A 22,136-nucleotide genomic window follows, 5' to 3' on the forward strand; every position below is an offset into this window, starting at 1 on the left:
CTTGGCGTTCTTCACAAAAGAGGCATTTCACCTGTTGCGTCTTGAGGATTTTACGGCTATTGTTGCGCCTAATTTCCATACGGGGCATGCCTGAGAACCACCAACGGGGGCGGGTGGGCTTGTCCTTACAAGTCAGGACGGAGGTCTTGCAATGTCTTTTCCCGCACTTAAAATAGGTAATCTCACCGCCAAGATCCCTGTAGTCCAGGGTGGCATGGGTGTAGGCATATCACTTTCAGGCCTGGCTTCGGCCGTGGCCAATCAGGGCGGCATCGGCGTTATCGCCGGAGCCATGATCGGCATGAAAGAACCGGACGTGGCCAAGGATCCCTTGACCGCCAACCTGCGGGCGCTGCGCAACGAAATCGAAAAAGCCCGCCAGATGACCAGCGGTATCGTGGGCGTCAACCTTATGGTGGCGCTGACCACCTTCAGCCAGATGGTGCGCACCACCATTGAAAGCAAGGCAGACATCATCTTTTCCGGTGCAGGGCTGCCCCTGGATATGCCCAAGCACCTTTTTCAGGCCTGCGAAGAAAAGAAAGAAGAATTTAAAACCAAGCTGGTACCCATAGTGTCTTCGGCCCGGGCAGCGTCGGTTATTGCCAAAAAATGGATATCCCGCTTCAACTATGTGCCCGATGCCTTTGTGGTTGAAGGCCCCAAGGCAGGCGGACACCTTGGCTTCAAGGCCGAAGAACTGCACGATCCGGCTCACTCCCTTGAGGTGCTGGTTCCTGAGGTGGTAGAAGCCGTGAAGTCTTTTGAAGACAAATACGGCAAGGCCGTTCCCGTTATCGCTGCCGGCGGCGTGTACTCCGGCGCGGACATCAAAAAATTTCTTGACCTCGGAGCCTCGGGCGTACAGATGGGAACCCGCTTTGTGGCTACCCACGAATGCGATGCCGACGAACGCTTCAAACAGTCCTACCTGGCAGCCAGGGCTGAAGACATCACCATTATCAAAAGCCCGGTGGGCATGCCCGGCCGCGCCCTGGACAATGGGTTCATCCATGCCGCCCGCGAAGGCAACAAAAAGCCCTTCAAATGCATCTTCCACTGCGTACACACCTGCGAACAGGAAAAAACCCCCTACTGCATTGCCCAGGCGCTCATTAATGCCATGAAGGGCAACCTTGAGCGCGGCTTTGCCTTTTGTGGCGCCAACGTGTCGCGTGTAAACAAGATCACGTCTGTACGCGAACTTATGGACAGCCTGCAGCATGAATTTGACGAAGCCATGTCTTCGCTGAGCAAGAGTGTGCAAAGCATGTTCAACAACGGCAAAAGTTAAAAAAACAAATCCTGCGTGGTCGCAAGCAAAGGCGCCACAGCCATACAAACAAAATCCCCTGGCAGAGCCAGGGGATTTTGTTTGTATGATGTCTGCAACAATCAATGTGAACCGTTTCGTCGTAACCTGCTCTAGCGGGCGCCCGGGCAGGCATCCACCTCGCAGGCGTAAGTACCGTGTTCCCGAGCAGTAAAGGCCGCAATGGGCGCCTAAAGACTTTGAGCAATCGTCAAAGCAAAAGCGCGCTTACTGCCCGCGCAGATAGCGCACGGCATTGACAAACAGAAGCGTTCCTGGCGGGTCCAGCTCACCGCGCGTCCAGGCAGGATGGTTGGTCACATGATGGAAGGCTTCCGGATGCGGCATAAGGCCGAGCACCCGGCCCGTGGGATCGGTCAGGCCGGCAATGGCCAAGGCCGAACCGTTGGGATTGAGCGGATACTCCTGCGTAGGCTGCCCCGTTTCGGGGTCAGCGTATTGCAGGGCGATGAGGTTTTCTTCCTGCAAACGGCGCAGGCAGTCTTCATCGCGGGGCACAAGCTTGCCCTCACCGTGGCGCACAGGCATGCACAGCATGGGCATGCCTTTTGTGAAGACACAGGGGCTTTTTGCATTGGGCAAAAGATGAACCCACCGGTCTTCATAACGGGCAGAATCGTTATGACCCAGCGAAACCTGGCGCTCAAAGCGCACGCCGCCAAGCGCGGGTAACAGGCCCAGTTTGGCCAAAAGCTGAAAACCGTTACAAATTCCGAGAATGAGCTTGCCCTCATCCAGAAAGTCGCGCAAACTCTGTAGCAGGGGAACGCCCTGCGCATCTTTCAGATAGCGCCAGCGCATTACTGCGGCCTGAGCCGCCCCCAAATCATCACCATCCAGAAAGCCGCCGGGGAAAACCAGAAAATGGTAGTCAGCCAGACGCACCTTGGCCGCTACGATGTCTGAAAAATGGACCACATCAGCCCTGTCTGCACCAGCAAGACGGGCCGCATGGGCCGTTTCCAGATGAGAATTTGTTCCGTAACCGGTGATGACCAGTGTATTGACCGTGCCCATGCGGGTAAAGCCTCCTTGGCTTGAGCAGATCTTTCAGAGTGCGGGCAAGTGCGTACCAGGCGCGCGCCGCGCGGCCCGTGGGCCGCAATGAGCCCGCACCCCAAGAGCCGCCGGTAAAGCCAGGCCGTACCCGCGCACGCTGAAGAGGGAATATCACACTACGTACCTTGTTTTCGATAGTCAATGCTAGCCAAAAAAATCATTTTGGTCTATGAACTTGGGGTTGTGCTAAAAAGCGATCAAGAATCAAGGTGGAGGCCATGAAAACTAAATTTATCTTTGTGACGGGCGGAGTACTGTCATCCTTGGGCAAGGGCCTGGCGGCCGCCTCGCTGGGCGCGCTGCTGCAAACCCGTGGCCTTTCGGTAACAATACAGAAACTCGACCCCTATATTAACGTTGACCCCGGCACTATGAATCCTTTCCAGCATGGTGAGGTTTTCGTCACTGATGACGGGGCTGAAACCGATCTGGACCTGGGCCATTACGAGCGCTATCTCAATGTGCCCATGTCGCGGAAAAACAATACCACGTCAGGGGCCATCTATAACCAGGTTATCGCCAAGGAACGTCACGGTGACTACCTGGGAGCCACGGTACAGGTCATCCCCCATATTACGGATGAAATCAAAAGCGTGGTTCTCTCCCTGGCCGAAGGCGAAGACGCCCCGGACGTCGCCATCATTGAAATAGGCGGCACCGTGGGCGATATTGAAGGCCTGCCCTTTCTTGAGGCCATACGCCAGCTGCGCTCCGAACTTGGGCGCGACAACTGCCTGAACATCCATCTTACCCTGGTTCCCTACCTGCGCAGCGCCGGCGAGCACAAGACCAAGCCCACCCAGCACAGCGTAAAGGAACTGCTCTCCATCGGCATTCAGCCCGATATCATCCTCTGCCGCTGTGAACAGAGCATTCCTGAAGAACTGCGCCGCAAGATCGCCCTGTTCTGCAATGTGGATCAGGATGCCGTGTTCTCTTCGGTAGACGTGAACAATATCTATGAAGTGCCGCTCAAGTTTTATGCGGAAGGCTTTGATCAGAAAGTGGCCATCATGCTGCGCCTGCCCGCACGCAATGCCCAGCTTGATGCGTGGGAAAAACTCGTCAGCGACAGCGACAATCCTCACGGCAAGGTCACGGTCGCCATCGTGGGCAAGTATGTAGACCTGAAAGAGGCCTACAAAAGCCTGCACGAAGCCCTCATCCACGGCGGCGTGGCCAACCGGGTTCAGGTGGACCTGCGCTACGTCAACTCTGAGAATGTGGACGACAGCAACGCTGCCGAACACTTCAAAGGCTGTGACGGCATTCTGGTGCCCGGCGGTTTCGGCTATCGCGGCGTGGAAGGCAAGATCGCGGCCATCCGCTACGCCCGTGAAAACAAGGTACCGTTCTTCGGCATCTGCCTCGGCATGCAGTGCGCAGTTATCGAATTTGCCCGCCACATGGCGGACATGGCCGATGCCAACTCCGAAGAATTTGACCACCGCTCCAAGCACAAGGTCATCTATCTCATGACTGAATGGTATGACTTCCGCACCAGAAACGTCGAAAAACGCGATGCCGGCAGCGACAAGGGCGGCACCATGCGCCTTGGCTCCTATCCCTGCAAGGTCATGCCCGAATCGCGCGCCTTTGAAGCGTACAAGACCGACATGGTTGAAGAACGCCATCGCCACCGCTACGAATTCAACAATGAATTCAAGGAAGCCCTGGCGGAAAAAGGCATGATATTCAGCGGCACTTCGCCCGATGGCTCCCTGATGGAGATCATCGAACTGCCGGAACATCCCTGGTTCCTGGGCTGCCAGTTCCACCCCGAGTTCAAGTCCCGCCCCATGAATGCCCATCCGCTGTTCCGGGAATTCATCGGCGCGGCTAAAAAGCACGCCAAGGTCTGATCCCCGGCGTGAGGGGCTTTCCTCTTTACACACCTTCGCGCGGGCCTCTGGCCCGCGCTTTTATTTGCAGGCTTGTCTGAACGCACAGCAACATGTTTGAAACATTATCTTTTCACTGTATATTTCACTCGGGCCGCCTGAAAACAAAAAAGCGGCTTCCCTTTTATGCAAAGTTTGATCCAACTAGCCGTGCTTTCTTACTTTTGATGGTGCAACCTCTGGCTATTGCGTAATTTTTGCCACTATGGCACACTACTTGTAACCACAAATATAAGGCTTCTGGATTTTTCAAGGCGGAAAACGCACATGGCACTGGAACTTCGACAGCAATTAAAACTGGCTCAGCAGTTGGTGATGACCCCGCAATTACAGCAGGCCATCAAACTGCTTCAGCTCTCGCGTCTGGAGCTTCTGGAAACCGTGCAGCAGGAACTGCTGGAAAACCCCTTTCTTGAGGAATCCCACGGAGACGACGCCGCACAGGAACACGTGGAAGACCGGCGGGAAAGCGGTGCTGAGGAAGCATACGACAAGGATCTTGCCAAGGATGCAGACTGGGAGGACTACCTTGGTGAATTCGCCAGTACTCCTCGCCTTGTGCAGCCGCGCGAGTATGAAGCCGCGGAAGACATCTCCCCCCTCGAAGCCCGCTATTCCGCCAAACCCACCCTTGAAGGGCATCTGCTCTGGCAACTCCGCCTCTCTTCCCTTACCGAAGCCCAGAAAGATATAGGCGAAATCATTATCGGCAATCTTTCATCTGCGGGCTACCTGCAGGCCAGTATTGAAGAGGTTGCCCAGATGGCCCGGGCGGAACCCGCCGAGGCGCTGGCCGTGCTCGAACGTGTACAGATGTTTGATCCCATAGGCGTAGCTGCCCGCGATGCCCGCGAATGCCTGCTTGTGCAGATACGAAGCCTCAAGTATGATCGCGACCCCATTTTGCTCGAGCTTGTCAACGCGCACCTTGAAGACCTTGAAGCCAAACGCTACAAGCCCCTGCTGCGCAAGTTCAAGCTGGACATGGATGAACTGAAGGAATATCTCGACATCATCCAGAGCCTTGACCCCCTGCCCGGAGCGAGCTTCGGCGGCGGTGAACCGGCCTACGTAAGTCCGGACGTGTTCGTGTATAAAATGGGCGATGAATTTATCATCCTGCTGAACGAAGACGGCCTGCCGCAGCTCCAGCTTTCCAACCTGACACAGATGAACATGGGCACCGCTTCGGACAAGGAAAAAGAATACTGTACGGAAAAAATGCGCTCGGCCACATGGCTGATCAAGAGCCTGTACCAGCGTCAGCGCACACTGTACAAGGTGATGGAAAGCATCGTGCGGCATCAGCAGCCTTTTTTTGAAGAAGGCGTCACACGGCTGGCCCCCCTTATTCTCAAGGATATTGCCGATGACATCAGCATGCATGAATCTACCGTGAGCCGCATTACCACCAATAAATACGTGGCCACGCCGCACGGTATTTTTGAACTCAAATTTTTCTTCAACAGCGGGCTTGAGCTGGACGACGGCAGCCAGGTCGGCTCCGAAAGCGTCAAGGCGCTCATTAAAAAATTCATTGCCGAAGAAGACGCCAAATCGCCGCTCAGTGACGAGCGCATAGGCGAAATGCTCAAGGAACGCCTCAAGGTCAATATTGCCCGGCGAACTGTGGCTAAATACCGTACCGCCCTTGACATCCCCTCATCCTCCAGGCGCAAGGAGCATTTCTGATCTTTCCGCCGCGTCCCGGAACCCCGGTCCCGGCCGCCCCAACGGCGAATGACGCGCAAGATTGCGAAAAAGGGCCGTAAACCGCCACTGCTTCGCTGCCCGCCCAAGGGCGGGACCTCGCGGTTGCCATGCCGGAAACCGCCATCAAAAGGAGGATTATATGAATATCTCTTTTGCCTTCAAAAACTTTGAAGCCTCCGACCATCTTAAAAAATATGCCCGCCGCCGCATGGAAAAGCTGGGGCGTTTTTTCGGCAAGTCCGCCGGTCTTGAAGTTACCGTCGTGCTGACCGTAGATAAATTCCGCCACCGCTGCGAAGTAACCGTTGTGGGGGAAGGACTGCACATCAACGCCACGGAACAGACCACGGACATGTACGCCGCCATCGACCTTGTGACAGACAAGGTCGAAGCGCAGATCAAGCGTCAGGTTTCACGGGTCAAAACCCAACGCCGCAAGGCGCGCAGCGCCGATGTCGATGTGTTCACCTACAACATCGAGGCAGAAGCCGAGGCCCCGCAACCGGTGGAAGGCACTGACCGCCTGGCGGCCAAGCCCCTGCACCTTGACGAGGCGCTCATGCAGCTTGATTCTATCGGCAGCGAATTCCTGGTCTTTTTCAACGCTGAAAACGGCCGCATCAACGTCGTATACCGCACACGCACAAGCGGCTACGCGCTGATCGACCCTGTTTTATAACACGCCTGTTCCGGGCCGCCCCAAGAACGCCGTTGCGGGGGCGGCCCGGAAATTTCAGGGGGATTCATGAGCACCGCCACACACCCGCGGCCCGAAGGGCCGGTGGTTGAAACTGCTGCCCCGATGCCGCCCGTAGCCGTGTGCATTGTCACCGGTCTTTCCGGAGCGGGTAAAAGCACGGCCCTCAAAGTTTTTGAAGACATGGGCCATTTTGTGGTGGACGGCCTGCCCGCGAGCCTTGCTCCCGAAATGGTGGACATGATGTCCCGCCCCTCCATGAGCCACTTCAAGGGCATCGCCCTGGGCATGGACCTGCGGCAAAGCAATTTTCTGGATGAAATCAACGAAGCCCTGTCTGACCTTGCGGCCGTGAATATACGCCCCATGCTCCTTTTTATGGAATGCGACGCGCAGGAACTTATACGCCGCTACGCCACAACCCGCCGCCCGCACCCGCTGGAGCGTGAAGGCATGGGACTTGAGGCTTCCCTGTTGTCTGAGCGCAACAGCCTGAGTCCGCTGCGCGAAATGGCTGACCTGGTTATTGATACCTCACGTTTTTCCATTCATGACCTGCGCCGCGCCATTCAGAAACGCTGGAGCGACAGTAAAAGCAAGCTGCGCGCCATCAGAGTCAATGTTATTTCCTTTGGCTTCAAATATGGCGTCCCGCGTGAGGCAGACTTTGTTTTTGATCTGCGTTTTCTCACAAATCCCTATTTTGTGGCAGATCTGCGGCCCATGTGCGGCAAAGACAAAGAGGTGGCACAATATGTTTTTGAGCAGCCCCATGCACGCGAGTTTTGCGTCAAGCTCATAGACCTACTGCTGTTCATTCTGCCGCTGATGGAAACTGAGGGCCGCTACCGCGTTACCATTGCCGTGGGCTGCACAGGCGGCCGCCACCGCTCGGTGGCCATGGCGGAAGAAGTAACCCAGGCCCTTCGACAGGCAGACTATCCGGTAACCCTGGAACACCGGCACCTTGAACTTGGCTGAAAAAATTGGCAGACTCTGCGCCAAGAGGAACGCCATGACGGACGAAAGCAAGAAGACACAGGTGGGAATTATCGTTGTCGCGCACGCCGACTACGGCTCGGCCATGCTGCGCACCGCAGAATTCATCCTTGGCCCGCAGAGCGATTGCAGTTCTATCAGCGTGGATGTGGGCCAGGAAGTTTCCGAGACCGTGCGGCGGCTCAATGATGCGGCCCAACGACTGGACAAAGGCGCGGGCGTGATCATTCTTACCGACATGTTCGGGGGAACCCCCACCAACCTGGCCCTTTCCCTGCTGGCCACCCACAAGGTAGAAGTGGTAACCGGAGCCAACCTGCCCATGCTGCTCAAGGTGTTCAGCGCTCGCGAAAAAAGTCTTGAAGAACTCGCCCAACTGGCGGGCGAGGCCGGATCCAAGGGTATTGTGGTCGCCGGAAACATGCTGCGCAACAAGGCGCGAACCAAAAGCGACAGCTAGTATGTGGTTTCGCGTGGACAATCGCCTGATACACGGGCAGGTCATTGAGGCATGGCTGCCCTATACCGGTGCCAAGCATCTGGTAGTCGCCAATGATGAGCTGGCGGCAGACATACTGCGCCAGCAGATTATTGAACTCGCCGTGCCGCAGCGCGTTCTTACCCACTTCATTCCCGTGGATGATCTGGCCTTCACTCTTGACGCCTGTGGCGAAGACAGTTTCGTACTTTTCGGCAACTGCCGGGACGCCCGCCGCGCCAATGACGCAGGGGTGATTATGGAAACTCTCAATATCGGCAATCTGCATTACGGTCCTGAAAAAACGCAGGTGCTCCCGCATGTGGCCCTGTCTGCCGAAGACAGGGAAGACCTGCGCTCCATGCAGCAACATCTGGTGCAACTGGATTTCCGCAGTGTGCCTACGGAAACCGTAAGGGGTTCCCATGAGCAGTTTATATGAAATGACGGCAGCAGGGGTTCCCTACGCTTTTTTTTTGCCCTGGCCGGTGCAGCCCGCTCTTCCTGTATAATCGGCCTTGTTGACCGCCCCATCTGCCTTGCCCTCATAGCCGGTTTCATCACCTCGGACTGGAGCCTGGCCCTGCCACTCGGCATTATCTTTGAACTGCTCTGGCTGGACGCCCTCGAACTGGGCAGTGTCGTACCTCCCTACGGAAACCTGAGTTTTTTATTGCTCTTTCCCCTGTGCAGATTCTTTGATCTGACGCAGCCAGGCAGCCTGCTCATTCCTCTGATCCTTTGCATGCTGGCCGCCTACCTGGCTTCCTTTTGCGAGCAGCGCCAGCGCATATGGCAAAACGCCATGGTGGACAAGGTGGAGATATGGTGTGAGGGCAAACGCGGAGGAACATCGCCCGGCGCGGCGCTCTGCTATTCGTCTCTGCGCAGGTTTTTTTGGCAGATCGGCCTGTACTGCCTCTGCTTTGCCCTGATATTCTCCCTGCTCGGCATATTGCAGCGCCATCAGGCCCTGCCCCCCCTGCAGGCAGTTACCTGGTCTGCCCTCTATGTGGCAGCGCTGATGGGCGCGGTGCTCTCCTTGCGAACCCGCCAGGCCTATGTAGTACTTGTCGGCTGTCTGGGCATGCTTGCCCTGCTTATCTGGGTAGGCCATTAGGGTCTTTTCAAGACGAAAATGCCCTGACCGTTATACAGACAGGCGCCACAAACGAACACAAAAGCATTTCAAACGGCAGCCCTATAGCTTTTGTGTACACACGCAGCCTGTTGGAACATTTTTTATTGGAACCTGCACACAGGTAACACAAAAGCCCCCAGCGCAAAGTGCCGGGGGCTTTTGAGGTATGGTGAGCAGTGCTTACTTGAAAGCCTTTTCAAAATTCGGCACAACCTGCTTTTTGCGGCTCATCACACCGGGCAGCCACACAGAGGCGCCTTCGGGCTTGACGCCAAAAGCTTTTTCCACCACCGAGGGGTCATCGGAAACAATAAGCATTTCCGAGCCTTCTTTCATGATGTCGGTCAGCAGCAGGAAGACGCTGTGGCGGCCTTCGCCCTTGACCTTTTCGATTTCAGCCTGCAGGCCAGCCTTCACAGGCTCAAGGATGGAGAGGTCAACCACTTCAAGCTGGCCGATGCCCACCTTGTTGCCGTTCATGTCAAAGTCTTTGTAGTCACGGAAAACAAGGTCCTTCATGGGAGCGCCGTCAACGGCACTCTTGACCTTGAACATCTCCATGCCCAGAGCCACGATATCGCTCACGCCCGCGATTTTTGCCAGCTCTTCAACGGCTTTTTTGTCAGCGGGGGTACAGGTGGGCGACTTGAAGATAACCGTATCGGACAAAATGGCGCACAGCATGGCCCCGGCGAGATTTTTGGGAATCTCGATACCATAGAAGTCATACATGTTCTTCAGAACGGTGTTGGTGCAGCCAACGGGCCAGATCCAGGCTTCCAGCGGCGCAGAGGTTGTCACGTCGCCAAGCTTGTGGTGGTCAACAATGCCGAGAACCGTGGCCGAATCCATGCCCTTGGGGGCCTGGGCCAGGTCGGAATAGTCCACCAGATACAGATCCTTGCCGGCCACATCGTCCACAATCTGGGGGGCGGCAATGCCGAACTTTTTCAGCACAAATTCTGTTTCGGGAGTGGGCGCGCCCTGGGCAACCGGGGTGACGTCCATACCGCGCTTGCTGTACAGGTCGGCGGCAACAATGGCTGAGATGATGCTGTCGGTATCAGGATTCATGTGACCAAGAACTAATGCGGACATGACTGTCTCTCCTTCCGGTATGGTTCAGGTATGCGGTTCGTTTTGACCGATTTGTACTCTTTAGCACAAAGTCCTGTTCATGCCAAGAGCCTTGGGGAAAAATTCCTGACACGGCACGGTCACCACATCGCAGAATATCACTGAACTCGTTTAATTAACAGTATAAAAATATGCTCGTGATTTTTTTACCTTTTACCTGACCTGGGATGCGCCTGATCGTAAGTCTGCATCAGGCTTTCAAGGCTTACCTGCGTATAGCGCTGCGTTGTGGTAAGCCGCTGATGTCCCAGAAGTTCCTGCACACTTCGCATATCTGCGCCAGCCTCCAGCAGGTGAGTGGCAAACGAATGCCGCAAACTGTGGGGCGACACCGTAAAGGTCAGCCCCGCCCGGCGGCACAGGCGCTCTACAATGCGTGCGGCCTCTCTTCTGTTCAGGCGCGCCCCGCGTGCGCCCACAAAAAGAGCCGCTTCATCGGGCAGTGCCAGCAGGGGGCGCTCTTCAAGCCACGCTTTGAGACAGGAAAAAGAAGTGTCTGAAAGAGGAGCAAGCCTTTCCCTTGAACCTTTGCCCATAACGCGCAAAACGCGTGAAGACAGTTGCACATCATCCACATCCAGGCTCAATGCTTCGGAAATGCGCAGCCCCGAGCCATAAAGCAGCTCCGCCAAGGCAAGGTCGCGGCAAAGAATGCGTTCTTCCTCGGCACTGCCGACCACGGGTCCTCTCTTGCCCCCCGGCCCCGTGGCCGAATCCAGCAGGGCGAAGGTTTCATCAACGTTAAGGGCGCGGGGATGGCGTTTTTCCTGGCGGGGATTGCGCACCTGGGCCGCAACATTCTCCGCCACCTTGCCCCCCCGCATCTGAAAACGGAAGAAAGAGCGGGCCGCAGCCAGTTTGCGCGCCATGGAGCTTTTGGCCTCGCCCTTGCGGAACAGCCAGGCAAGAAAAGCCTGCATGTGCCGCCGGGTTACGGTTTGCGGCTGCCCCAGATCAATTTCCTGGCCGCGTAAAAATTCCGCAAGCTGTGCCAGATCCACAGCATAGGCTTTGCGGGTGGCTTCAGAAGCCCCCTTTTGCACGGTCATCCAGGCCAGAAAAGCTTCTATCAGCAAACCGGCACGGCCGCCTGCATCCGGCATCCCCGCCCGGCCCGCCGCGCCCACAGGCGGCGACATGGGGGCAGTATTGCGGCCATTGCCCTGCTTGCCCGCTGCGGACAAGGCCTTGCCGCCGGAATGCGCGCCAAGGGAATCTGCTTCGGCATGCGCAGCGGCAGTATTTTTTTTCAGTTTTTTTTCGCTCATGCTTCTGCCCCGTTCCCGGAATCCTGCCCCGATGCATATCTGGCCCCCGGCAGACGACACACCTGGCCGAGCATTTCAAGCCCTACAAGCATGACGTTGAGATCGGCCACGCTGATGTCCAGCGCGCAGGCAAGATCATCCGCCTGCATGGGGCCGCGTTGGCGCAAACAGTCCAGCAGGGCCGCCCTGCGCCCGGCCGGGGCGAGGTTTTCCGCGGCGCCCAGGGGTTTATGCTGCCGGGCCACAGCCGGGAGGGCAGACTGCTTCTCTTGCTGTTTCCCCGAGCGCGCCGGGGCTGCACGCCCGGCATATCCGCTTTCGGCCGGTTCTTCTTTTGCCGCTTCCGGTATGAGCGCCAGTTCCGGGCCAATTTTTTCTTCGTCACCAAGACTGTCGCGGCTGATGCCATAGGGACGCAGCTGTTCCGCCAGATCGCGCAACACGTCCTCCGCGCTGAAAACAGGCCGCGCCCCCTGACGCACAAGTTCCTGGCAGCCAAGGCAGCTTGCATCCAGGGCCGGGCCGGGAACCGCGTACACCTCGCGGTTCTGCTCCAACGCCAGACGAGCGGTAATCAGGCTGCCGGAGCGGCTTGCGGCCTCGACCACCAGCACCCCCAAAGCAAAACCGCTGATAATGCGGTTGCGAATGGGAAAATGCTCGGGCAGAGGCCGCGCTCCCGGCATGAATTCAGAAACCAGCAGGCCCTGCTGCTCCATCATGCCAAAAATTTTTCTGTTTACCGATGGATAAACAACATCAATACCCGTGCCCAAAACGCCTATGCTGCGGCCGATCCGGCTGAGGGCCGCCTCGTGCGCCACCCGGTCAATACCCAGAGCCATGCCGGAGACAATGGTCACACCGCAGGCCGACAAACAGCGAGACATGTGCGCGGCCACCGCCCTGCCGTGCTCCGTGGCCCGCCGTGACCCCACCACCGCAAAAGCAGGAGCCTGAAGCAGCGACAAATCCCCCCGGCAGTACAAAAGCGCCGGAGCATCGGGCAACTGGCGCAGCAAAGGCGGATATGCGGAATCGGTCCACAACACTATGGCTGCATCAAGATCGCGGGCGCGGTCCCACTCATCACGGGCCGTCACACGCCACGAACCCGTAGCCAGTTCTGCCGCCTGTTTCCGATTAAGCCCGGCCTCGCGCCAGCGCTCACGCGCCTGCACGGCGGCATAGGCCGAACCGAAGGCCTTCAAAAGCCGGGCGCACGATCTGGCGCCAAGCCCCGCACAGTGGCGCAGGGCCAGAGCGGCCCAGTATTCCGTGCGGGCTTCATCGCTCAATTCCGACCAGACAGTGCCGCGATTCATGCTAGCGGGCCAGGCCGCGCGTCCGCGCCAGGCGGGCGGCCTCGGATTTGGGAAAACGCGCCAGCAACTGGCTGTAGGCCTGCCCCGCCGCTTCCTTGTCGCCAAGGCGGCTCAGGCACATGCCTGTCTTGAGCAGCGCATCGGCATTTTTATGATGCTGCGGGTACGAGGCGTCCACCTTGCGGAACTGCGCCAGCGCTTCGCGGTATTTGCCCTGAGCGTACAGGCCTTCGCCAATCCAGTATTCCGCGTTGGGCGCGTAAGTACCTTGCGGATATTCCTGCAAAAACGTCTCGAAGCGGGATATACCTTCAACGGAGCGCCCGGCCATGACCACCTTGAGAGCCGCTTCGTAGGCCGCCTTTTCCCCTTTGATGGGGCGCACGGGCTTTTGTGCCGCACCTGCTGCGGAAGCGGCCTTTTCCGAAGCGGCAGAAACATCCTGAAGGGAGCCGGTTTGCCGGGAGGCTGTCGTGGGGATACCCGGAGTCCCGGGTGCAATGCCTGCCGGAGCGGCAGACGGTGCCGTGACATTTGCGCTTGCAACCGGGGCTTCCACCGGAGGCAGGCCGGGATGTTCCGGCGGCAGGGCCAGGCTTGAAGGCGGCAGCTGGGGCACGGGTACGGCAGCATTGCCGCCGGCTGGATCCCCCTTGTCTGCAACCGTGGGAACAACAGGTTGCCCGGCATTGGGAGCAGCAAAATTGGCGGGATCAAGAGCGGGTGGTGCTGACGGTTCCGGCGCAGCCACAGGGGGCAGCCCCACGGGCACTGTTTCGCCGTTAGCCGGCGCCACCTGTTTTTTCACCGTTTCTCCTACAGCACCGATGGGGCCGGCCTTGGCACTCTGGCCGGACGCGTGCCCCCCCTCCGGCGCACGGGGACCCGGGCCAGCGGATTCTGCAGAAGCCGCAACCGACGGGAATGGCCGCACAGGCGCCGCGGGGTCAATAACCCTGCCCTTGGGCGCTTCGGACGCAGCAGGAGACGACGCGGGAATCTTCGGCCCTTTTGCGCCTGTGCCGGACGGCGCCGTGCCATTGGCGCTTGCAGACGGAGCGGCAACGGCAGGATGTGCGGCAGCCACTTCAGGGCCATGTTTGCCCAGCGCGGCATTCGGTTCCACGGGTGGAACGGCTTGCCCCGGGGTGCCGGGCGCGGCAGCAACGCTTGCCGGGGCTGAAACAGAAACAGCGGGAGCCGCCGGAGGCAGTATGGGCACCACTGTCATACCGGTTTTTTTGCCGCCCCGGGTGCGCACTTCAAAACTGCGGTTTCTGAGCTGGGCCATCTGACTGTCCAGAACAGCCACATTCTGCTCCAGCGTATGCAGACGCCGGTCAGTTTCGCGCAGAGCCTGCTGGTTGGCAGAATTTTTTTCTTCCACATGCCGCATCTGGGCGGAAGAAGCGCAGCCGGCAGCTAGTGCCGCGCAAACCAAGGGTACTGCAAAGATTTTTTTCATAACCAGCCTCCCCTGTAGTTCTGCCCCAAGCCCGGCCATATTTCAAGAACCCTTGCGGCCCCGGCCTTTTTAAGGCAAATACAGGTCTGCACACATTTTTTTGACTATAGCGTATTTTCCCAAGCCAGCGCAAGATTGCAAGGAGCGACCATGAGTGTTTCTGTTCTGAAGCCACGCCAGACCGGGGGCGGCGCCCGATGAATTTTTTTCAGGATGTGTTGGCGCAGCTGACCATATGGGCCGCGTTGCCCAAACAGTGGCTACAGGCCTATCCCTTTTTGCAGACCGGTATAGACGCCCTGTGTGTGACCCTGCCTCTGGCGGCGCTGCTGGCCTTTGCGGGCCTCGGTTTTGTGTCTGCCATGGCGCGCATTCTTTCCATCACCCGCAAGCGCTCTTCCTACGACAAATGTGCGCGCCAGCTGGCCATGCTGGCCCTGATTCTGGGCTGGTCCCTGCTCATCGCAGGGCGCGTGTGGCTGTTTTTTGTTCAGGACGCCTATACGCCTGACTCCCTGCCCGACTTTATGGTGGAACTGAGCTGGATATTGCTGGGCCTGGCCGTGCTGATCAGCAGCCTGTATTTCGCCTTGTGGAAATTTCTGGTCAAGGTACCCGTCCTGCACATCTTTATGGGCATTGTAAGCAGCATACAGGCCTGCATCGCCGTAGCGGTCACCCTTGGGGCCACCCGTATGCTGAGCGCCTATATGCGCCCTGACGCCAGCAGCATCACCCTTGGGGATATCTTTTTTCCCGGCTGGCTGTCGCCTTTCTGGTTCGCCCTGTACTGGACATTGCCCCTGGCGCTGGCCATGGCAGGAGCCGGCGGCGCCATGTGGCTTGCCATACGCCGCAAACGTGAGGACTTCGGCCGCGACCACTACAACACCATGATCCCCTGGTGCACCCTCTGGGCGCGCAATGCCTGGACCATATTCTGGCTGATTTTTCTCGGCGCAACCGTGGCGGAAATACAGCAGGGCTGGCAGGGTGATGCCTTTACCGGTCGCAGTGTGGCGCTTGAAAGCATCAAGGTGCTTATCTGGCTTGTGCCGCCGGTTTTGTGGACCATTGTCGCACGCAGCGCAGCCCCCATGCGCCATAAGCTCAGCCTGCTGCTGGCGTTGCTGATCGCCGTGGCCTTTATGCTGCCCTATTATTCGCAGGTAACCGACCTTTCAAGCCTGAAAGCGGATGCCGCACAAGAAACGCTTGTAGAACCGCTGGACAGCGGTACGCCGGAAACAGCACCGCAGGACGGCAGCCTTGCGGCACCGGAGGCTGCTCCGCAGCAAGGCGACGCGCAGGAAACCGGGCAACCCGCAACGCCTGACGCCAGCAAGGATACGAAAAACAAAACAGCAGCGCCGCGCCCCTGACAGGCATTTAGGGCATTTCGCCCTTGTCCATACGAATCTCAAAGCCTGCCGGCATTCGCCCAGGCGATCACCGTGCAGCCACACTGTGCGCATGCCATCCGGAACAGATACCTGCTCCTGCAAGCACAGAGTAATGCAAAGCGAGGCGGCCCTTCTGATATGCCCCTGTCCATTTTGGCAGGGGCATATCATTTTACACAGGAACAGACCGGTTACTGTAAGTACTGCTTGCGCCATTCATCCAGAAAAAGCAGACAGGCCTCGGTTTCATCAAGAGCGCCTGTTCTGGTCCTGAGCGCCGCCACCACATGATCGAAATCCGCATGCGGCCCAAGGCCCAGTTTTTCCACAGTGCGGTTTATGGCGGCAGCCATATCTGCACCGGATGTACCTGCCTGTTCCGGCGGCGTGGCACTGCCCGGGGGGCATGATGCGGCGGTCGCACCTGCGCCCTGCCCTGCCGCTATTTCCGGCGGGTCCGGCCTTGCCTCTTGCGACCAGGGGCCGAGGCGTTCGCCCACAAAATCCAGCAAGGTCTGCATGCGGTGGCTGTAGGTATGGTCGCGCAATACCCGCGCTCGCGCGCGGGCTGTGTAGGCGGCCCGCTCGTCAGGATGCGCAAGAAAATAGTCTATTTTTGCGTAAAATTCTTCAATAGAGGCAAAGGTAGCCAGTTCATCCGGAGCAAACAGTTCCGGCAGCAGGCTGCGCTCGTCCAGCAACTGAAAAGCATTCATGGCGGCCAGTTCAAAAGTACGCGGATTCACAAAATCGCCGCGGCTTACCAGTTCCGTCGTTTGCAGGCTGGAATGCAGGTTGAGATTAACCCTGGTGGCGTTGTAAATCTTGACGCTCTCCTCTTCTCCTATACGTGCGCCACCGCGCTGCACATGGGCCGCCAGCAGCCCTTCTCCGTCCCAGTCCGATCCCCAGATCTTCAGGTCACGGCCCGCAAGAGGACGAAAAGCCAGTCTGCGGTTAGGGTAACCGGCCCCCAGAAAACCCAGATCCGCGCCGTATTCGCGACGCTCCTCCGGCGTCAGGTCTGTGGGAACGTGAAAGTCAGGCTGCGCAGCAAGCGGCAGGTATAGAAAGTTTTTTTGCCCGGCTGCGGCAAGCAGGTCCATGAAGGGCTGTTTTTGTATGATGGCAAACACGTCATACAGCGGCGCGTAGGCCCGCCAGTACTGAAACACGTTGTGATCTTCCACAAACCACATGGCCGTGCGTACTCCGGCTCGACGCAAACGCTGCAAAAGCCCACGCCCCATGGGGGCCTGTGCCATAGCCAGCACCAGATGCGGCTCCTGCGCCTGCACCTGCGCCCAGACGGCCTGCCCCACCACCTGAAGAAAAGCGTTCTCCAGTTGTGCTGTCTGCGTCGGGGGCAGCCCAAGAGCCTGTAATCCTGTAAAGGCCGAAAACATGAGCGGGGCCTCAAAGGCGCGCACACTATGGCCCATCTGTTCAAGAGCGCGCACGCAGTACCTGCCCACAGGCAACGACCCGCCATACATGGGCAAAACAACCAGTATTCTTAAAGGAGTCATGGGCATCAGCGTGTTCTCCACATCAGCGGTATCGTTCCGGCGGCAACATCCAGTCCGCATCGCCGCACAGCCATTGATCAACCCCTTCGTCACCAGCCGCGCCCGACGGATACGCCGTTTTTTCGCCCGCGATGACCGGAGGCGGCGTATCCACTGCGCCGGGTGGAGACAGGCGTAAAAAAGAGGCCAGATATTCCCGCACCCGCTGACGCCGCTCGGCATGCGGATCTTTACCGGATTTCAGACGCAGCACCGTACCCAGACTATCCACCTGGCTGCGCCACAATTGCAGACCATCGGGCAAAACCGCACGCCCTGCATCACCGGCCAGGGCAAGCGTCAATGAGCGCAGCAGTTCCCGACTGCGGAAAGGTTCAAGACAGGCCACATTGTAAGGGCATGGGGCCGTTTCAAGACAGGGCGCGCAGGCGCGCGAGGCCTGCCAGACAAAATGCCCCTGCCCGTAAGGCCCGGTTTCGTGTGCCAGGGCCGAAGACAGAAAAAAAGCCAGCACGGGTACGCCGAGCCTCGCAGCCAGATGCATGGTTCCCGTATCCGGCGTAATGACGGCATCCAACCCCTGCACGGCAGTCACAAGCCCGGGCCAGCCGGTCTTTCCGCTCAGGTCTTCCACCCTGTCCTGCATTTTTGCGGGCAGCAGACGCAGCAGCCTGCGGGCGGCGGGCTGTTCCGCCGCTGTACCGAAAAGCAGCACACGCGGCCCGCCCATAGCCGAAAACGTCGTGCGCACTACATCTGCCAGCAAAGGTATGGGTAACGACCGGCGTGATTCGCGGCCGGCAAGCACCACGCCAAGCCCCTGACCGCCGGGCGTTGCCTCAGGATTCACCTGTTGGGGCCGCAGAGGGTCAGGACCAAAAAACGCCCAGAAATCCACAAGATTGAGAGGCGAAAGCACACGCCGCTCGCTCAGACGAAATGCCATCCGCGCCCACGGCGAACGCCATATGCCGCCGGGTGCCGGCCTGTAGCCCTGCACCTGCTCCGGCTCAAAAATCCGGCACAGGGCAGCAGTGAGGCCAGAGAAATTGCAGTTATAGACGATGCTGAAATTTTCATGCCGCCATTGCGCCAATACAGGCCTATTTTTTTGTAAAATTCCGTTTTCGTCGCAGCCGTGCAGGTGCAAGCCGTGTATCTGCGCGAAAGGATAGAGAAGGCGCGCCAGGGCAACCAGGCTTTCATCCACCGCCAGATGTACCTGCCCGCGCGCCGCGAGGCCATGCAACAAACGCCCTGTTTGCACCACATCGCCGAAACGCGCTGCCTGAAGCACCAGAAATGCCGCCATACCCCTTCCTTGCCGGACGCCGGATTCACAATCACTTCAAAAGGCCCGACAGATGGCAGTGCCGGGCTTCCGCATTATGGAAAGGTAAGGCAATAGCCCCGGCGAAGCAAGGGCGGGGCCTTTGCAAAACGTGAAGGCTGCTGTATCATAGAATATATCGAAAAGACATGCGGTTTTTCGCATCATGCTACACAACGGACCCCACATGGAAACACCCGCAGCCAGGCCGGCTTTTTATCCACTCTTTCTTTCCCTTGAAGGCATGCGCTGCCTTGTGGCGGGCCTTGGTCAGGTAGGCCGCCGCAAGCTGGAAGGACTGCTGGCGTGCGGCCCGGCTTTTGTGCTTGTACTGGATATTGACGAACCTTCGCCCGGCGATACAGCCCTGCAAGACTTGCTGCGCCAGGGCAATGTGCGCTTTGAACGCCGCGCCTGCGTGGAAAACGACATGCAGGGCATGGCCCTTGTGTTCGCCACAACAGGCAACGATGCGGAAAACAGGCGTATCGCCGCCATCTGCCGCCGCAACGGTGTATTGTGCAACTGCGCAAGCACCCCGGAAGAAGGCAGTTTTCAGGTTCCTGCGGTGGCCCGCAAAACGCCCCTGGCGGCGGCGCTTTCAACAGGTGGCGCAAGCCCGGCCCTGGCCCGGCGCTGGAAAGGCGAACTGGTCTGCTGGCTGGCTCCGCGGGCGCGCATGGCCTGCCTGATGGGCCGCCTGCGGCCGCTTGTCCTTGCTTTGGGCGGCGAGACAGGGCAGAATACTGAGCTGTTCCGGAAACTGGCGGCCTCTCCCCTGCAGCAATGGCTGGAGGAAAAGGAAATGGAAAACTGCCGCCAGTGGCTGTTGGCGGAATTGCCAACGGAACTGCACGCTCATATAGCGGAGTTACTTTATGATCTCCCCTGAATTTTCCACCGGCGTCACGCTGCTGCTCTACGGCCTTGCCAGCGTGTCCGGCATAGTCGGCATGGTAGCGCGCAGCCCTTTCTGGCGAAAACTTGGCTGCTGGCTGGCGGGCGCGGGCTTTATTTTTCAGACCATCTCTCTGGCCACAGGCTTTCACAAGGCCCTGCCCGGCGGGCTGAGCCTTGGCGCATACCTGCAGCTTATGGCCTGGTTTGTGGTTTTATGCGGGCTTGTGGCCTGGGGCAAGCTCCGGCAGGAGGCCCCGCTTATCTTCGCCGCGCCTCTGGGGCTTATGCTTTTTGCCATGTCGGCCCCGTACCTCGAAGCAGTGGTACAGGTTCCGCCTTCGCTCAAGGCGCCTTTTTACGCCCTGCACATAGGCACACTTTTTCTGAGCCTGGCCCTGTTGGCCCTGGCTTTTGCGGCCGGAGCGCTTTTTATTTTTCTGGAGGCGCGCATCAAGAGCAAGCAATACATGAAGGGCTTCTGGCAGGATATGCCCGCCCTCACCATGCTTGACAAAATCAATGCCTTCACTACGGTTGTGGCCTACCCTCTTTATACTCTGGGCATAATTTCAGGCCTTGTATGGGCCAAACCCGTATTTGGCGCGACTGTTACGGGCGACCCCAAGGAAGTGATCAGCATCGTCATATGGATGCTGTTTTCTGCTCTGTTCAACAACCGGATCACCAAGGGGTGGAGAGGCCGAAAACCGGCACGACTGGCTGTTTTTATTTTTATTTTGTGTCTTTTTTCAATCATTGTGGTGAATACCTTTATGGAGACGCACCACGCATTCATCCGGCGCTGACTTGGGCATGAACTATGGACTGTGATATCTTTCTTGTGGGCCTGAATCACCGCACCGCCGGAGTGGATGTGCGCGAACGCTTCGCCCTGGCCAATCATTGCGATGAGGAACACTGGGCTTTGCCATGTACCGGCGCGGTGAGCGAGAGTATTATACTCTCTACCTGTAACCGCGTAGAAATCCTGGCCGCCGGAACCGGCGAAGTGGCGGAACAGGTACTGCGCAACTGGGCCGGAGCGCGAAAAAGTGACGTTGAGGATCTTAGGCCCTACGTCTATGTGCATAAAAATCTTGAGGCGGTACGGCACCTGTTTTCCGTGGCATCAAGCCTGGATTCAATGGTGCTGGGCGAACCCCAGATTCTCGGGCAGTTGAAAACAGCCTACCGCAAGGCTGTCAAAAGCCGCGCCACTGGGGTCATCCTCAACCGTCTGCTGCACAAAGCTTTTTCGGTGGCAAAAAGAGTACGTACTGAAACCGCCGTGGCTTCCAGCGCGGTTTCCATCAGCTATGCCGCCGTGGAACTGGCAAAACGCATTTTCGGCGACATGCGCGCCCACAAGGCCATGCTTGTGGGCGCGGGCGAAATGGCCGAACTGGCCGCCATGCATCTGCTCCAGGCCGGGATTGCCGACATACTTGTAGCCAACCGCACCCTTGTGCGCGGGCAGGAACTGGCAAAACAGTTCAACGGGCACGCCATACCTTTTGAAGATATGCCCCGCCACCTGCTGGATGTGGACATCATCATCACTTCCACCGGTTCGCAGGAACCAATTATCCGCGCCCGCGACATCCGCGCCGCCCTCAAGATCCGGAAGAACAGGCCCATGTTTTTTATTGATATTGCTGTTCCCCGTGACATTGATCCCGACGTTAACGGTCTGGACAACGTGTACCTTTATGACATTGACGACCTCAAGGAGGTTGTTGAAGAAAACCTCGCCACCCGCCGTGATGAAGCGGCCAAGGCGGCGGAAATCGTCAATGAGGAAGTGGTGCAGTTCTCCCGCTGGCTTGCCAGCCTGGACATGCAGCCCACCATTGTGGACCTTATCAAAAAAGGCCAGCGCGCCGCGGAAGAAGAACTGGCAAAAACCCTCAAGCGGCTCGGCCCTGTGGACGACAATACGCGTGAGGCTCTTGAAGCCATGGCGGGCGCACTGGTACGCAAGCTCAACCACGACCCCATCATGTTTCTGAAACACGGCGGCATGTCGCAAGAAGGCAACGGGCCGCGCATAAGCATAATGCGCCGTATTTTCAATCTGGATAAAACAGGCTGTATTTACTCGGAGGAAAACTGATGCGCTGGTACGGCATCGAGGACCTCACACCCGAAGACACGGCAAAAATAGCCGACAGACTCAAAGAAATGGGGCTTGAGGCCGGTCTTGAGGGTCTGTACTGGCTGCCCGCGCCCGCAGATCTGCTTTCCGGCCTGCAGAAAGAGCACGCCGAAAGCTGTGGGCCGCATGTTTTCGGACTGGAACTTGAAGAAGATTCTTTACGACTGGAGCTGCTGGTCCGGGCCAGAGGACGCATGCGGTGCGAATGTGTGCATTACGCCGGGCCGGAATTGCGTACCCGCATGATTGCCTGGCTTGAGCAGACGCTTGCCGATCTCGGCATCAACGCCTGACCCGACAGGT

Annotated in this window: 20 protein-coding genes; 13 read left to right on the forward strand and 7 right to left on the reverse strand. The window is 58.2% G+C overall.

Annotation, left to right across the window (positions count from 1 at the left end):
• Positions 1–151 precede the first annotated feature (151 nt).
• Positions 152–1,294 (forward strand): NAD(P)H-dependent flavin oxidoreductase, encoded by a 1,143-nt coding sequence (locus tag ACZ495_RS06395; protein WP_012624609.1) that lies wholly within the window; start codon positions 152–154, stop codon positions 1,292–1,294.
• 246 nt (positions 1,295–1,540) lie between these two features.
• Here ACZ495_RS06395 and ACZ495_RS06400 read toward each other — a convergent pair whose 3' ends face one another.
• Positions 1,541–2,350: a phosphoribosylformylglycinamidine synthase subunit PurQ gene (locus ACZ495_RS06400; RefSeq protein WP_012624608.1), complete on the reverse strand. Its 810-nt coding sequence runs from the start codon at positions 2,348–2,350 to the stop codon at positions 1,541–1,543.
• Positions 2,351–2,610: 260 nt separating this feature from the next.
• Between ACZ495_RS06400 and ACZ495_RS06405 the strand changes: the two genes are divergently transcribed.
• The 7 genes from ACZ495_RS06405 to ACZ495_RS06435 all read left to right on the forward strand — a co-directional run bounded on the left by ACZ495_RS06405 (position 2,611) and on the right by ACZ495_RS06435 (position 9,300).
• A complete protein-coding gene (locus ACZ495_RS06405) occupies positions 2,611–4,254 on the forward strand; it encodes a CTP synthase (protein WP_012624607.1) in 1,644 nt (547 codons plus the stop codon).
• Positions 4,255–4,560: 306 nt separating this feature from the next.
• Positions 4,561–5,985 carry an RNA polymerase factor sigma-54 gene (rpoN, locus tag ACZ495_RS06410; protein WP_072312217.1) on the forward strand — a complete coding sequence of 475 codons (1,425 nt, stop codon included), beginning with the start codon at positions 4,561–4,563 and terminating at the stop codon, positions 5,983–5,985.
• A gap of 160 nt (positions 5,986–6,145) precedes the next feature.
• Positions 6,146–6,685: a ribosome hibernation-promoting factor, HPF/YfiA family gene (hpf, locus tag ACZ495_RS06415; RefSeq protein ID WP_012624605.1), complete on the forward strand. Its 540-nt coding sequence runs from the start codon at positions 6,146–6,148 to the stop codon at positions 6,683–6,685.
• Positions 6,686–6,808: 123 nt separating this feature from the next.
• Positions 6,809–7,684: an RNase adapter RapZ gene (gene rapZ / locus ACZ495_RS06420; protein ID WP_049757400.1), complete on the forward strand. Its 876-nt coding sequence runs from the start codon at positions 6,809–6,811 to the stop codon at positions 7,682–7,684.
• 34 nt (positions 7,685–7,718) lie between these two features.
• Positions 7,719–8,162, forward strand: coding sequence for a PTS sugar transporter subunit IIA (locus ACZ495_RS06425; protein ID WP_012624603.1), 444 nt, complete (start codon positions 7,719–7,721; stop codon positions 8,160–8,162).
• 1 nt (position 8,163) lies between these two features.
• Complete coding sequence (locus ACZ495_RS06430) at positions 8,164–8,622, forward strand: PTS sugar transporter subunit IIB (protein WP_012624602.1); 459 nt, start codon at positions 8,164–8,166, stop codon at positions 8,620–8,622.
• Between the two features lie 303 nt (positions 8,623–8,925).
• The gene (locus ACZ495_RS06435) at positions 8,926–9,300 is read left to right on the forward strand and encodes a hypothetical protein (protein WP_232088710.1); all 375 of its coding nucleotides are present in this window, start codon (positions 8,926–8,928) and stop codon (positions 9,298–9,300) included.
• Between the two features lie 201 nt (positions 9,301–9,501).
• Here the strand turns inward: ACZ495_RS06435 and ACZ495_RS06440 are convergent, their stop codons facing one another.
• The 4 genes from ACZ495_RS06440 to ybgF form a co-directional block, all read right to left on the reverse strand.
• Positions 9,502–10,419, reverse strand: a complete 918-nt coding sequence (locus ACZ495_RS06440; RefSeq protein ID WP_464262850.1) for a manganese-dependent inorganic pyrophosphatase — start codon at positions 10,417–10,419, stop codon at positions 9,502–9,504.
• A 185-nt stretch (positions 10,420–10,604) separates the two neighbouring features.
• Entirely contained in the window at positions 10,605–11,726 is a 1,122-nt protein-coding gene (locus tag ACZ495_RS06445) for a tyrosine recombinase XerC (protein WP_407844591.1), read from the reverse strand.
• Positions 11,723–13,051 (reverse strand): DNA-processing protein DprA, encoded by a 1,329-nt coding sequence (dprA, locus tag ACZ495_RS06450; RefSeq protein WP_012624598.1) that lies wholly within the window; start codon positions 13,049–13,051, stop codon positions 11,723–11,725. The genes ACZ495_RS06445 and dprA overlap by 4 nt, the downstream gene beginning before the upstream one ends.
• Before the next feature lies 1 nt (position 13,052).
• Entirely contained in the window at positions 13,053–14,516 is a 1,464-nt protein-coding gene (gene ybgF / locus ACZ495_RS06455) for a tol-pal system protein YbgF (protein ID WP_464262851.1), read from the reverse strand.
• A 197-nt stretch (positions 14,517–14,713) separates the two neighbouring features.
• On the opposite strand from ybgF, the gene ACZ495_RS06460 reads away from it, so the two are divergent.
• A complete protein-coding gene (locus ACZ495_RS06460) occupies positions 14,714–15,898 on the forward strand; it encodes a hypothetical protein (RefSeq protein ID WP_012624596.1) in 1,185 nt (394 codons plus the stop codon).
• A gap of 212 nt (positions 15,899–16,110) precedes the next feature.
• Here ACZ495_RS06460 and ACZ495_RS06465 read toward each other — a convergent pair whose 3' ends face one another.
• Together ACZ495_RS06465 and ACZ495_RS06470 are read right to left on the reverse strand one after the other, a co-directional pair.
• On the reverse strand, positions 16,111–17,454 hold the full coding sequence (locus tag ACZ495_RS06465) for a CgeB family protein (protein WP_012624595.1): 1,344 nt from the start codon (positions 17,452–17,454) through the stop codon (positions 16,111–16,113).
• 16 nt (positions 17,455–17,470) lie between these two features.
• Complete coding sequence (locus ACZ495_RS06470) at positions 17,471–18,760, reverse strand: glycosyltransferase family 9 protein (RefSeq protein ID WP_464262852.1); 1,290 nt, start codon at positions 18,758–18,760, stop codon at positions 17,471–17,473.
• Positions 18,761–18,965: 205 nt separating this feature from the next.
• Between ACZ495_RS06470 and ACZ495_RS06475 the strand changes: the two genes are divergently transcribed.
• The 4 genes from ACZ495_RS06475 to ACZ495_RS06490 are packed head-to-tail and all read left to right on the forward strand — an operon-like array spanning position 18,966 to position 22,126.
• Entirely contained in the window at positions 18,966–19,670 is a 705-nt protein-coding gene (locus ACZ495_RS06475; RefSeq protein ID WP_072312079.1) for a precorrin-2 dehydrogenase/sirohydrochlorin ferrochelatase family protein, read from the forward strand.
• Positions 19,657–20,484, forward strand: coding sequence for a cytochrome c biogenesis protein CcsA (gene ccsA / locus ACZ495_RS06480; RefSeq protein ID WP_012624592.1), 828 nt, complete (start codon positions 19,657–19,659; stop codon positions 20,482–20,484). The genes ACZ495_RS06475 and ccsA overlap by 14 nt, the downstream gene beginning before the upstream one ends.
• Before the next feature lie 14 nt (positions 20,485–20,498).
• On the forward strand, positions 20,499–21,791 hold the full coding sequence (gene hemA / locus ACZ495_RS06485) for a glutamyl-tRNA reductase (RefSeq protein ID WP_012624591.1): 1,293 nt from the start codon (positions 20,499–20,501) through the stop codon (positions 21,789–21,791).
• Positions 21,791–22,126 (forward strand): hypothetical protein, encoded by a 336-nt coding sequence (locus tag ACZ495_RS06490; protein WP_464262853.1) that lies wholly within the window; start codon positions 21,791–21,793, stop codon positions 22,124–22,126. Before hemA ends, ACZ495_RS06490 begins: the two co-directional genes overlap by 1 nt.
• The last annotated feature ends 10 nt before the right edge of the window (positions 22,127–22,136 follow it).

It is taken from the genome of Desulfovibrio sp. GTC20076 (assembly GCF_055385905.1).